Source organism: Vibrio hangzhouensis, from assembly GCF_900107935.1.
GTDB lineage: Bacteria > Pseudomonadota > Gammaproteobacteria > Enterobacterales > Vibrionaceae > Vibrio > Vibrio hangzhouensis.
The window spans coordinates 21,232-34,537 of the sequence record NZ_FNVG01000030.1 but is presented as its reverse complement, the minus strand read 5'-3'; the positions used below and the strand labels follow the sequence as shown (position 1 = coordinate 34,537).

Annotated in this window: 10 protein-coding genes; 7 read left to right on the top strand and 3 right to left on the bottom strand. The window is 46.5% G+C overall.

Annotated features, from left to right (window positions below):
- Positions 1 to 184: 184 nt before the first annotated feature.
- The 3 genes from C4S60_RS20555 to C4S60_RS20545 all read left to right on the top strand — a co-directional run bounded on the left by C4S60_RS20555 (position 185) and on the right by C4S60_RS20545 (position 3,281).
- Positions 185 to 1,183, top strand: a complete 999-nt coding sequence (locus C4S60_RS20555) for a TRAP transporter substrate-binding protein (RefSeq protein WP_103882169.1) — start codon at positions 185 to 187, stop codon at positions 1,181 to 1,183.
- An 80-nt stretch (positions 1,184 to 1,263) separates the two neighbouring features.
- On the top strand, positions 1,264 to 1,917 hold the full coding sequence (locus C4S60_RS20550; RefSeq protein ID WP_103882168.1) for a TRAP transporter small permease: 654 nt from the start codon (positions 1,264 to 1,266) through the stop codon (positions 1,915 to 1,917).
- A 2-nt stretch (positions 1,918 to 1,919) separates the two neighbouring features.
- Positions 1,920 to 3,281 carry a TRAP transporter large permease gene (locus C4S60_RS20545; protein WP_103882167.1) on the top strand — a complete coding sequence of 454 codons (1,362 nt, stop codon included), beginning with the start codon at positions 1,920 to 1,922 and terminating at the stop codon, positions 3,279 to 3,281.
- Between the two features lie 17 nt (positions 3,282 to 3,298).
- Here C4S60_RS20545 and C4S60_RS20540 read toward each other — a convergent pair whose 3' ends face one another.
- The 3 genes from C4S60_RS20540 to C4S60_RS20530 form a co-directional block, all read right to left on the bottom strand.
- Positions 3,299 to 3,481 (bottom strand): hypothetical protein, encoded by a 183-nt coding sequence (locus tag C4S60_RS20540; protein ID WP_103882166.1) that lies wholly within the window; start codon positions 3,479 to 3,481, stop codon positions 3,299 to 3,301.
- 91 nt (positions 3,482 to 3,572) lie between these two features.
- Entirely contained in the window at positions 3,573 to 4,916 is a 1,344-nt protein-coding gene (locus C4S60_RS20535; protein WP_103882165.1) for a sigma-54-dependent transcriptional regulator, read from the bottom strand.
- A 4-nt stretch (positions 4,917 to 4,920) separates the two neighbouring features.
- Complete coding sequence (locus tag C4S60_RS20530; protein WP_103882164.1) at positions 4,921 to 6,711, bottom strand: sensor histidine kinase; 1,791 nt, start codon at positions 6,709 to 6,711, stop codon at positions 4,921 to 4,923.
- 561 nt (positions 6,712 to 7,272) lie between these two features.
- On the opposite strand from C4S60_RS20530, the gene tig reads away from it, so the two are divergent.
- The 4 genes from tig to lon all read left to right on the top strand — a co-directional run bounded on the left by tig (position 7,273) and on the right by lon (position 13,179).
- Complete coding sequence (gene tig, locus C4S60_RS20525; RefSeq protein WP_103882163.1) at positions 7,273 to 8,577, top strand: trigger factor; 1,305 nt, start codon at positions 7,273 to 7,275, stop codon at positions 8,575 to 8,577.
- Positions 8,578 to 8,682: 105 nt separating this feature from the next.
- On the top strand, positions 8,683 to 9,306 hold the full coding sequence (clpP, locus tag C4S60_RS20520) for an ATP-dependent Clp endopeptidase proteolytic subunit ClpP (protein ID WP_103882162.1): 624 nt from the start codon (positions 8,683 to 8,685) through the stop codon (positions 9,304 to 9,306).
- 123 nt (positions 9,307 to 9,429) lie between these two features.
- On the top strand, positions 9,430 to 10,710 hold the full coding sequence (clpX, locus tag C4S60_RS20515) for an ATP-dependent protease ATP-binding subunit ClpX (protein WP_103882161.1): 1,281 nt from the start codon (positions 9,430 to 9,432) through the stop codon (positions 10,708 to 10,710).
- 117 nt (positions 10,711 to 10,827) lie between these two features.
- A complete protein-coding gene (lon, locus tag C4S60_RS20510) occupies positions 10,828 to 13,179 on the top strand; it encodes an endopeptidase La (protein WP_103882160.1) in 2,352 nt (783 codons plus the stop codon).
- The last annotated feature ends 127 nt before the right edge of the window (positions 13,180 to 13,306 follow it).

Below are 13,306 nucleotides of genomic sequence, written 5' to 3'. Positions count from 1 at the left end.
GCGTGATGTGTGGCTTTGTACCCATAGCGCGCTCTTTTTCTCACCGTAGCTTGGTGAGGTTTGTATTTAAGTTCTTTTTAATCAAAGTGTTAGATCTATTTTCTGACCTTGGCTTGGTTATTGCTCTTTTACTGGTTATCAGTGCCCATTGATGGGACTGCATTAATCCTAAAGGAGAATAATAATGTTAAAGCCTCTATCCCTACTGTCTGTTTCTGTTCTTACTCTCGCGAGTTTCAATGCTGCCGCTGCGTGTGACCCAGGTGAGATGGTGATTAAGTTCAGTCACGTAACCAATACCGATAAGCACCCGAAAGGCATTGCCGCCTCTTTGCTGGAACAACGTGTTAACACGGAAATGAATGGTAAAGTCTGTATGCAGGTGTTCCCTAACTCGACCCTGTATGATGACGACAAAGTGCTCGAAGCCCTTTTGAACGGTGATGTTCAACTCGCCGCTCCCTCACTTTCTAAATTCGAGAAGTTCACTAAAAAGTATCGCATCTTCGATTTGCCATTCCTGTTTGAAAACGTGGAAGCTGTGGACCGTTTCCAGAACTCAGAAGCGGGTGACAAGCTGAAAAATGCCATGAATCGTCGTGGCTTAACCGGCCTGGCTTTCTGGCACAACGGGATGAAGCAGATGTCTGCCAACCAACCTTTGCTGATTCCTGCTGACGCAAAGGGACTTAAGTTCCGTGTCCAGGCATCTGACGTTTTGGTGGCACAATTTGAGCAGCTAGGCGCTAACCCTCAGAAAATGTCGTTTAAAGAGGTTTACGGTGGCCTGCAAACCAAAGTTATCGATGGTCAGGAGAACACCTGGTCGAACATTTACGGCAAGAAGTTCTTCGAAGTACAGGACGGTGTGACAGAAACCAACCACGGTATTCTTGACTACCTTGTCGTTACTTCACGTGAGTTCTGGGACGGCATGCCAGAGGATACCCGCGAGCAGTTTGCTCAAATCCTGAAAGAAGTCACCGAAACGCGCAATGCTGAATCAACCCAGGTTAACCTCGCAAACAAGAACAACATTGTTGAAGCGGGCGGTGTTGTGCGCACTTTAACGCCTGAACAACGTCAACAGTGGGTAGAAGCATTGCAACCTGTTTGGAAGAAGTTTGAAAAAGACATTGGCTCTGATCTGATTGAAGCGGCCTTGGCTTCGAATCAGCAGTAAGCTTTTTCTTCCGTCAATTTGGTCTCGCCCTGGGCGAGGCCACACTCCCTGTCCCAATTATTACAAAAGCGATGTATCACATGGAACAGTCTTTTATCTCTCGTATCGGTAAAGTCACGGATGCTATTGAAGAAACCTTAATTGCGTTTTTTTTAGGTGCGATGACCTTACTCACTTTCGCCAATGTTATTTCTCGTTATGTGTTTAACGACAATATTCTTTGGGCGCTGGAACTGACCGTCTTTATGTTTGCCTGGATGGTTCTCGTTGGCGCTTCCTATGGCGTAAAACAACATTTTCACATTGGCGTAGACGTCATCATTAACATGGTGTCCGCGGAAAAACGCAAGTTCTTCGCCATACTCTCCGTGCTGGCGTGTCTGGCATTTTCCATTCTGCTGCTTATAGGTGCATGGAACTACTGGTATCCGTTTGCCACTGAACGTGCCTGGTATGAAACCGACGATATCCCCATGCCTGAAATGCTGCAGTTTTTGGCCGACTGGCTTAATGAGGGCGAGCGTTACGAAAAAGTGCCCCGGTTTATCCCCTACATGGCATTACCTATCGGTATGGCCCTGCTGACCTTCCGTTTCGCTCAGGCAGCTTATCGAATAATGACCGGAAAACTCGATCGTCTTATTTCTGCTCATGAAGCCGAAGAAGATCTCGAAGCCCTTAAAGCAGATATGCAGGACAACGCGTTCGACAATGTAAAGGACAAGGATAAATAAGCATGGATATTCTATTACTCTTCGTCATGGTGATAGGCTTCATGCTTATTGGTGTGCCTATTGCGATTTCACTCGGCTTGTCGAGTATTCTGTTTCTTCTTATGCATTCGGATGCCTCTTTGGCATCGGTTGCCCAGACTCTGTTTAATGCGTTTGCTGGACACTACACTCTGCTCGCCATTCCGTTCTTTATTCTGGCATCGAGCTTTATGTCTACTGGCGGTGTAGCGAAACGTATAATTCGCTTTGCTATCGCGATGGTAGGTTGGTTCCGGGGTGGTCTTGCGATGGCTTCTGTTGTGGCTTGTATGATGTTTGCAGCATTATCCGGTTCATCTCCGGCAACGGTGGTTGCCATTGGTAGTATCGTTATTGCGGGTATGATCAAAAACGGTTACACCAAGGAATTTGCCGCAGGTGTTATCTGCAATGCCGGTACGTTGGGCATTCTGATACCACCTTCTATCGTCATGGTGGTGTACGCTGCAGCGACGGATGTATCGGTGGGTCGTATGTTCCTGGGGGGAGTGATACCGGGTTTGCTGGCTGGCCTGATGCTGATGGTTGCGATATACATTGCCGCGAAAATCAAGGGATTGCCTAAACAACCCTTTGTTGGTTGGAAAGAAGTGTTTGATTCAGCCAAAGAAGCAAGTTGGGGTCTGCTGCTGGTGGTGATCATACTTGGTGGTATTTATGGCGGTGTATTTACGCCGACGGAAGCCGCCGCGGTGGCAGCGGTTTACTCGTTTTTAATCGCCAACTTTATTTATAAAGACATGGGACCGTTTGCTGACAAAAAAAATACCCGACCTGTTCTGGTGAAAGTGTTGGAAACGTTTTGCCACAAAGACACCAAGCATACCTTATTTGAAGCGGGCAAACTGACGATTATGTTGCTATTTATCATTGCTAATGCATTGATTCTAAAGCACGTATTAACAGAAGAACGCATTCCTCAAATGATCACCGAGTCGATGCTATCGGCAGGATTGGGGCCGATTACCTTCCTGATTGTGGTCAACATCTTGTTGCTGATTGGTGGCCAGTTTATGGAGCCTTCAGGGTTGCTAATCATAGTGGCACCCTTGGTGTTTCCTATCGCAATCGCTCTGGGTATCGATCCGATACACCTTGGCATCATGATGGTGGTTAACATGGAAATTGGCATGATAACCCCACCGGTAGGTTTGAATCTGTTTGTCACCGCAGGGGTGGCGAAGATGTCGATGATGGGCGTGGTCAAAGCCGCACTGCCCTGGGTGGCGGTGATGTTCTTGTTCCTGATAATCGTCACCTACGTGCCTTGGGTTTCGACCTGGCTACCCACTACGCTGATGGGGCCGGAAATTATTACCAAATAAAAAGTAACAGGAGGTCGTTAGACCTCCTCATCAATATGTTTTATGTTCTGCGTTCTTGGATCAGGTTGCGAACGTCTTTCATAAAACACCCGTTTGGACTTCACTTTTCGTCTTTCCTCAGTTTTCCGATACTCAACATAAAAAACGCCATCAATTTCAAAAGTATCAGAAATGTAGGGAACTTTAGTCTTCTCACCCATTAAGTACCTCCCTGCAATCCAATCAAGACTATGCAACAAATTGTGTGCATACAGTAAGTGTAGATGACTTAAATCACAGTTCTAGAGTAATTTAGCAAGAGCTTTTATAAGACTCTTTAATTATCTGATATTTCTGCATTTTATCGTACAGCGTTTTTCTTGGCACATTGAGTTTGGCCATGGTTTCTTTAATGCTGCCGTTGGATTCAATCAACGCCTGCTCAATGACATTTTTTTCGAATAAGCCTACCTGTTCGGCCAGAGATTGTGACTGTTCGGTAGATTCCGGGTTTGAATTGCCAGACTGAATTTTACCGAGCAATACAAATCGCTCGGCGGCATTGCGTAACTCGCGAACATTACCGGGCCAGTCATGACCGATCAGTTGACTCAGTTCCTGACTGGTTAAAGCACTGGCGGTTTTCCCGTAACGCGACGCGGCTACCAGTTGAAAGTGGTGGAACAGGGTGGCGATATCTTCTTTTCGTTCCCTCAATGGTGGAAGGTCCAGGGTGACAATATTCAGTCGGTAATAGAGATCCTGGCGAAACTCACCTTGTAATGCAGCTTCATTGAGATCAGTTTTGGTGGCCGCAATGACACGAATGTTGAGTGGGATTAGCGTATTTGAGCCGACTCGTTCGATGGCGCGTTCCTGTAAAACCCGTAATAGACGAATCTGAGCTTGCATGGGCATCGATTCGATCTCATCCAGAAACAGGGTGCCCCCCTGAGCATGTTCAAACTTACCTATTCGCACGGTCTCTGCTCCGGTAAATGCCCCTTTCTCGTGTCCATAGAGTTCACTTTCAATCAGATTTTCCGGAACGGCACCACAGTTCACTGCCACAAAATTCGAATCCCGACGAGAACTTTGCTCGTGCAATGAGCGTGCAACGAGTTCTTTACCTGTCCCCGTTTCGCCAAACAATAATATATCGGCATCCGTATCTGCCACAGCGGTGATGGTACTACGCAACTCTTGTATGACACTGGTGTCGCCAATGATTCTTGGACCTAGCGTCTGACTGGCTTTGAGCGAACGTTTGAGGCTTTCGTTTTCTAAAGTGAGCTGACGTTTTTCGATGGCTCGGTGGGTAATCTCCAGCAATCGTTCAGCAGAAAACGGTTTTTCGATGAAGTCGTAGGCACCGTCCTGAATTGCCTGCACAGCCATGGAAATGTCCCCGTGTCCGGTGATCAGAATTACTGGAATACCGCTGTAGTGATGACTGACGGTGTTCAGTAGATCAAGGCCGGACAGTCCTGGCAGACGAATATCAGAAATGATGGCCAGGGGCGTTTGCTGCTTGAGCGCCAAAAGAGCATCTTCAACTGAAGCGAAGAAACAGGCATCAATGTCAGCGAGCTCAAAACTTTGCTCTAAAGCGATACGAATATCAGCTTCATCATCGATAAAAAATACTTGGCTCATGAGGTTAGTCCTTGACCACATTTGGTGAAAGAGGAAGCTCTACAGTAAATCGGGCTCCACCTAAAGGTGAACTTGCCACGCGTATCGTACCATTGAGATTGCGAATAATTTGTTGTGATATTGACAGCCCAAGTCCCAGTCCATTCTCCTTGGTGGTGTAGAACGGCTCAAACAGATCGGCGACGGAGTCATCGGGTAATCCGGGGCCGGAGTCATCAATATGAATGGAGGCTTTCGTTTGTCCTATTTCAACACTCAGGTTTAACTGTTTAAGGTCGGTATCGTCCATCGCTTGTATGGCATTCGTTAGTAGGTTGATGAGTACCTGTTCGACCTGAATGGGGTTGATGTAAACCTGAGCGTCATGATTTCCTATGGTGCAGTCCAGTTTAACCTGATGACTTTTGAGCTGTGGCTGGATCAGCTCAATGGTGGAAAAGATGACCGGTGCTAACTTGATATGGCTGAGCTCGTTTCCATCGCTGCGCCTGGCAAAGGACTTCAATTGCTGACTGATTTTCGCCATGCGTTCTGTCAGGGAGACAATGCGGGAAAGGTTGTCCTTGGCACGATCAATTTTATCCTTCTCGATGAATCTTTGGCCGTTTTCAGCAAAACTGCGAATGGCTGCCAGAGGATTATTCAATTCATGGCTGATACTGGCTGACATTTGGCCAAGAACCGCCAGTTTCGCTGCCTGAATCAGTTCATCCTGAGCTTGTCTGAGTGCTTTCTCGGTTTTTACTCGCTCATCTATTTCAATGTGTAGCTCGGCGGTACGTTCCATCACCAGAAATTCCAGCTTTTGCTTGGCTTCGGCTTGAAGTTGTTCAATCTGACGATGACGGTACCGTCGGTTCTCGACCAGTGCGACGATTAAATAAAGCGTAATAAAAACCAGTGCCAGGATACTCACAAACCCAAAAAGTTCGATGTACAGCGTAGAGAGCGGCGTTAACACTCTGAGGATCAAGTCAGGCATACCGGATTCACGTTGGGTAACCAGATAATCTTTAGTGAAGACGTTGCCCTTTGGATTAGAAAGCAGCGTAGACTCGGCGGTTAGGTTGCCACGAAAACCCATGCTGGCGATGTCTGTGTCGAGGTACTGTCTCGACGCACGGATATCATTGAGCGTGTCCGTACTAAGAGGTGCCAGGCTATGGAATAGCCAGTCGGGTTGACTCGACATGAAGACTACATGGTGACTATCGGTCGCGACGTAGATGCTGGTTTCACTTTGCCAGTTACGTTCAATAGCAGAGAGATCCATTTTGACCACGACTACGCCAATGTGTTCAGCGGCATAAACCACTGGGAATGCATAATAGTAACCACGTTGCCCAGAGGTTGAACCGAGAGCAAAGTAGGTGCTTTGTCCTCCCTTAATGGCTTCCTGAAAGTAAGGCCGAAACGCAAAGTTCTTTCCAATGAAGGAGTGAGGAAGGTCCCAGTTACTTGAGGCGATAGTGTTACCGTAGCGATCGATCAAATAGGTATCAGAGGCAAGGATGATACGGTTCGCTTGTTGTAAATAGCGATTGGTGACGTCGATTTGGGCGGAATTATTCGGTGAAAGCAGGGCGTCGATCAATTCCTTGTCTTGGGACAGGAGCTGGGGGATATGGCGATATTTATCCAGTTTGCTGTCGATGCTTTCGACGAAGCGATTTAGCCAGTTGTTGTGCTGTTCTTCCAGAGCAGAAAAACTATGTTGCCAATACCATTGGCCACCAAGGGTTGAGAACACCAAAAACAGTGCAATAAAGCCAAATAGAATCCGTTTTAACCGCATTGCCGAACCTCAACGTTAAACTCCAACGTCATTTCCCTGTGTGTGACTCATTTCTTAGGTTAACGAATTTAGCAAATATGTGGCGAAAAAGTTATGGGATATGAGAGGTTAGCAGGGAGCAAAACAGGAGCAAGATCTCTTTTTTCATTATTCACCAAAAAAAGCCCTTCATTCTCTTGAAAAAGCGGATATTGTCCCCATTTCTGGTTGCAGCGAATGGAAAATGTCAAAGTTTCCTGTTTTCTACGAGTAATTAGAGACAAAACCGCCGATTGACCCGAGTTCGACTCGACAGGGTAGGCGGAGATCGCTAGAATATCGCGTCTGAAATTTTGTCCTGAGACTAATCAGAGATGCCTTCGAAGCTGACTCGCTCAGTTTTACTGTACGAAGACGTCACTCATTAGTCCGACAGCCAGAAGATATCATCTACTATGGTTGTCGATGCTCATTTTAAGAAAGTGCTTTTTCGCACTAACAAGGATGAAGCGGATATGTCTGCGACGCAGATATTGATGCTCATACGCTCAGCCAACACTGAGCCAAACTGAGGTTTATACAATGCAAGTTACTGTTGAAACTCTAGAGGGCCTAGAGCGCCGTCTAAACATTACTGTTCCTGCTGCTAACATCGAAGACGCAGTGACAGCTGAACTACGCAACATCGCGAAAAACCGTCGTTTCGATGGTTTCCGTAAAGGCAAAGTGCCAATGAAGATGGTTGCTAAAATGTACGGCCAAGCAGTACGTCAAGACGTGATGGGTGAAGTTATGCAACGTCACTTCATCGAAGCAATCGTTTCTGAAAAAATCAATCCAGCAGGCGCACCAACGTTCGCTCCTGTTGAGAACGAAGCTGGTAAAGATCTAGTATTCACTGCAACTTTCGAAGTGTACCCAGAAGTAGAACTTAAGGGTCTAGAGAACGTTGTTGTTGAAAAACCAACGACTGAAGTTCAAGACGCAGACGTTGAAGAGATGATCGAAACTCTACGTAAGCAACAAGCATCTTGGACTGACGTTGAAGAAGCTGCTGAAGACGGCAAGCGTGTAACTATCGACTTCACTGGTTCTATCGACGGTGAAGAGTTCGAAGGCGGTAAAGCTGAGAACTTCCCACTAGAAATGGGCGCTGGTCGCATGATCCCAGGTTTCGAAGACGGTATCCAAGGCAAGACTGCGGGTATGGAATTTGAAATCGACGTAAACTTCCCAGAAGATTACCACGCTGAGAACCTAAAAGGTAAAGCTGCTAAGTTCCTAATCAAAGTGAACAAAGTTGAAGCTCGTGAACTACCAGAAATCAACGACGAGTTCGTTGCTAAATTCGGTGTTGCTGAAGGCGGCGTTGACGCTCTTAAAGCAGAAGTTCGTAAGAACATGGAGCGTGAGCTTAAGCAAGCAATCAAGAACCGTATCAAAGAGCAAGCTCTTGACGGTCTAGTTAAAGAGAACGACATCGACGTTCCTGCTGCACTAATCGATCAAGAGATCGGTGCTCTACGTCAGCAAGCTGCACAGCGTTTTGGCGGCAACCCAGAAGCTGCAGCTCAGCTTCCACGTGAGCTGTTCGAAGAGCAAGCTAAGCGTCGCGTAGTAGTTGGTCTTCTTCTAGGTGAAGTGATCAAGTCTGAAGAGCTAGAAGCTAGCGACGAGAAAGTGAAAGAGCTTATCTCTGAAATGGCAACTGCATACGAAGATCCATCAGAAGTTATCGCTTACTACGAGCAAAACGAGCAAATGATGAACAACATGCGCAACGTTGCACTAGAAGAGCAAGCGATCGACGCGATCCTAGCTAAAGCACAGGTTTCTGACAAAGAAGTTAGCTTCAACGAGCTAATGAACCAGCAGCCTGCAGCTTAATAAGCAATATCTTGTATAGAAGGTTGACTTAGAGTCAACTTCTCTGCTAACAATGGTCCGTATGATGTTTATCATCCGGGCCATTTATTTTAGGGACATAAGAATATGAGCTACCAAGAAAAAAATGCAATGTCGCCAATTATGAACGCGCTAGTACCTATGGTGGTTGAACAGACTTCCCGTGGTGAACGCTCTTACGATATTTATTCGCGACTATTAAAAGAACGAATCATTTTCTTGACTGGTCAAGTGGAAGACAACATGGCGAACTTAATCGTTGCCCAAATGCTTTTTCTTGAATCAGAAAATCCTGACAAAGATATCTTCCTCTACATTAACTCACCAGGCGGCAGCGTGACAGCGGGTATGTCTATTTACGATACCATGCAGTTTATCAAACCTAACGTTAGCACGCTGTGTACTGGTCAAGCTTGTTCCATGGGTGCATTTCTTCTGGCAGGTGGTGCTCCAGGTAAGCGTTTTGCGCTACCAAACTCTCGAGTGATGATTCACCAGCCATTGGGTGGATTCCAGGGTCAGGCGTCGGATATTCAAATCCACGCGCAAGAAATCCTGACTATCAAAGAGAAGCTCAACAAATTGTTGGCTGAACACTCGGGTCAACCACTCGAAGTGGTTGAAAAAGATACTGACCGTGACAACTTTATGTCAGCTGTTCAGGCTGCTGAATACGGCATTATCGACGAAGTATTGACCCATCGTGGTTAATCTATAATCGTTTGAGTGATTATTGACCAAATTGTCTCCCTTGAAATACAAATTCACGGGCGCAATTTGGTCTAAATTGATATACACTCAAAACATAGAAAGTAAAGGCTAAGAGGTTAGCGAATGACAGATAAAAGCAAAGAGGGTGGTAGCGGTAAACTGCTGTATTGCTCTTTCTGTGGTAAAAGTCAGCACGAAGTTCGCAAGCTAATCGCGGGTCCGTCTGTTTACATTTGCGATGAGTGCGTTGATTTATGTAACGATATCATCCGCGAAGAGATCAAAGATGTGCTGCCGAAGAAGGAATCTGAAGCGTTGCCAACGCCAAGAGACATTCGCGCGCACCTCGACGATTATGTAATCGGTCAAGATTACGCGAAAAAAGTTCTCTCAGTCGCTGTATATAACCACTACAAGCGTTTACGTAATGGTGACACAACAGCTGACGGCGTAGAACTCGGTAAGAGTAACATTCTTCTTATTGGTCCTACAGGTAGTGGTAAAACCCTACTTGCAGAGACGCTTGCACGTTTCCTTGATGTTCCATTCACTATGGCCGATGCAACAACATTAACCGAAGCGGGTTATGTTGGTGAAGACGTAGAGAACATCATTCAAAAACTACTGCAAAAGTGCGACTACGACGTAGCAAAAGCTGAACGTGGTATTGTCTATATTGATGAAATAGACAAGATTTCACGTAAAGCGGAAAACCCGTCTATCACGCGTGACGTGTCAGGCGAAGGTGTACAGCAAGCACTATTGAAACTGGTTGAAGGTACGATTGCTTCCGTTCCACCACAAGGTGGTCGAAAGCATCCGCAACAAGAATTCTTGCAAGTAGATACTTCTAAGATCCTGTTCATCTGTGGTGGTGCGTTTGCCGGTCTGGACAAAGTCATCGACCAACGTGTAGCGACAGGCACAGGTATCGGTTTTGGTGCTGAAGTTCGTTCTAAAGACGAAACCAAGACAGTCGGTGAGCTGTTCACTCAGGTTGAGCCAGAAGATCTTGTAAAATATGGTCTGATTCCAGAGTTCATTGGTCGTCTGCCAGTGACAACAACACTGACAGAGCTGGACGAAGATGCGTTGATTCAAATCCTGAATGAGCCGAAGAACGCCCTGACGAAACAGTATGGCGCGTTGTTCGATCTTGAAGGGGTTGAATTAGAGTTCCGTGAAGATGCATTGCGTGCTATTGCTAAAAAAGCGATGGAGCGTAAAACAGGTGCTCGTGGTCTGCGTTCAATTCTTGAAGGCGTGCTGTTGGAGACGATGTACGAATTGCCGTCTGCGACAGACGTCAGCAAAGTTGTTATTGATGAAAGTGTGATAAATGGTGAGTCAGAACCACTACTTATCTATACAAACAGTGACAATCAGGTGGCCGGCGCAGAGTAAATTGCGAAGCTCATGTAAAAAGGAGGTATTTGATACCTCCTTTTTTTATTTCTTTATTGAATCCAACGAATACGCCCCCATATACTGAAAATAATACTATGCGGAAGAGAGAATAATATGAACTTGGAACGTTCCGAGCGTATCGAAATACCGGTATTGCCTCTGCGCGACGTTGTGGTCTACCCACACATGGTGATTCCTTTGTTTGTTGGCCGCGAAAAATCTATCAGCTGCCTTGAAGCAGCGATGGATAATGACAAACAAGTACTCCTGGTGGCTCAAAAAGAAGCAGATACTGAAGAGCCTAAAATCGATGATCTATTCACAACAGGCACAGTTGCGACCATTTTACAGCTTCTAAAGCTTCCTGACGGTACAGTGAAAGTACTCGTAGAAGGTCAGCAGCGTGCAAAAATTAATAACTATCGCGATGAAGAGTTCTTCGTCGCCGATGCTGAATACCTGATTACTCCTGAGCTTGAAGAGCGTGAAGAGGAAGTGATTGTGCGCAGTGCCATCGATCAGTTCGAAGGCTTCATCAAGCTCAACAAAAAGATCCCGCCTGAAGTTCTGACGTCACTAAGCGGCATCGATGAAGCAGCGCGTCTTGCTGATACCATCGCTGCACATATGCCTCTAAAACTGGCTGACAAACAACAAGTGCTCGAGCTATTAGATGTCACTGAACGTTTAGAGTTCTTAATGGGCCAAATGGAGTCAGAAATCGACTTGTTGCAAGTTGAGAAACGCATTCGTGGCCGTGTTAAGAAACAGATGGAAAAGTCGCAGCGCGAGTATTATCTGAATGAGCAAATGAAAGCGATTCAGAAGGAACTTGGCGATCTGGATGACGCACCGGATGAGTTTGAGACCCTGAAGGCTAAGATCGAAGAATCGAAAATGCCGGCAGAGGCAAAAGAGAAGACAGAGCAAGAGTTGCATAAGCTCAAAATGATGTCGCCGATGTCAGCCGAAGCAACGGTGGTTCGCAGCTATATCGATTGGATGGTCGGTGTGCCTTGGGCTAAGCGCTCTAAAGTGAAGAAGAATCTTGCCAAAGCGGAAGAGGTGCTTAACGAAGACCACTACGGTCTGGAGCGTGTGAAAGAGCGTATTCTAGAGTACTTGGCGGTGCAAAATCGCATCAACAAACTCAAAGGCCCAATTCTTTGCCTTGTTGGTCCTCCGGGCGTTGGTAAAACATCGTTAGGTCGTTCTATCGCCGCTGCTACGGGCCGTAAATACGTTCGTATGGCGCTTGGCGGCGTGCGTGATGAAGCGGAAATCCGTGGTCACCGCCGTACTTACATTGGTTCGATGCCTGGTAAGCTTATCCAGAAGATGTCGAAAGTTGGTGTGAAGAACCCGCTATTCCTACTTGATGAGATTGATAAGATGTCATCGGATATGCGTGGTGATCCATCGTCAGCACTGCTTGAGGTTCTTGACCCGGAGCAGAACAATGCGTTTAACGACCACTACTTAGAGGTGGATTACGATCTGTCGGACGTTATGTTTGTTGCGACATCGAATTCGATGAATATTCCAGGTCCACTTCTAGACCGTATGGAAGTGATTCGCCTGTCTGGCTATACCGAAGACGAGAAGTTGAACATTGCGACTCGCCACCTGGTGTCGAAGCAGGTGCAGCGTAATGGTTTGAAACCTCACGAAATTGAGATCGAAGATTCCGCCATCATCGGCATCATTCGTTACTACACCCGTGAAGCGGGCGTGCGTAGCTTAGAGCGTGAGATCTCTAAGATTTGTCGCAAAGCGGTGAAGAACATTTTGCTCGACCCGAAACTGAAGAAAGTCACGGTCAACCAGGACAATCTAAAAGAGTATCTGGGCGTACAGCGTTTCGATTTCGGCAAAGCGGATGACAGTAATCGAATCGGTCAGGTGACGGGTCTGGCGTGGACAGAAGTAGGTGGTGACTTGTTGACTATCGAAACAGAATCGATGGTGGGCAAAGGTAAGCTGACTCAAACTGGCTCGCTGGGTGATGTGATGCAGGAGTCGATTCAGGCTGCAATGACGGTCGTTCGTTCACGTGCTGAAAAACTGGGCATCAACACCGACTTTTATGAAAAACGTGACATCCATGTGCATGTACCAGAGGGCGCGACGCCTAAAGATGGTCCAAGTGCGGGTATCGCGATGTGCACCGCACTGGTTTCTAGTCTGACGGGTAACCCTGTTAAAGCGGAAGTGGCCATGACGGGTGAAATCACCCTTCGTGGTGAAGTGTTACCGATTGGTGGTCTGAAGGAAAAACTGTTGGCAGCCCATCGCGGTGGCATCAAAACGGTGCTGATTCCTAAGGATAATGAACGTGATTTGGAAGAGATTCCTGACAACGTTATCGCCGATCTTAAGGTAATTCCGGTACAGTGGATCGACGAAGTACTGGAAGTTGCCCTGGAGCGAGCACCGCTTGGAGCGTCATTTGAAGCTGTAAAATAGTGATTTGCTGCAAATTTAGGTAAAAGAAATGCGCTGATAAGCAAAAAAAGCTTGTCAGCGTTTTTTTGTAGCACTAACGTTAGCTATGTAACTCTGAAGCCCTTGATAGACAAGGCTTAGAGTCTTA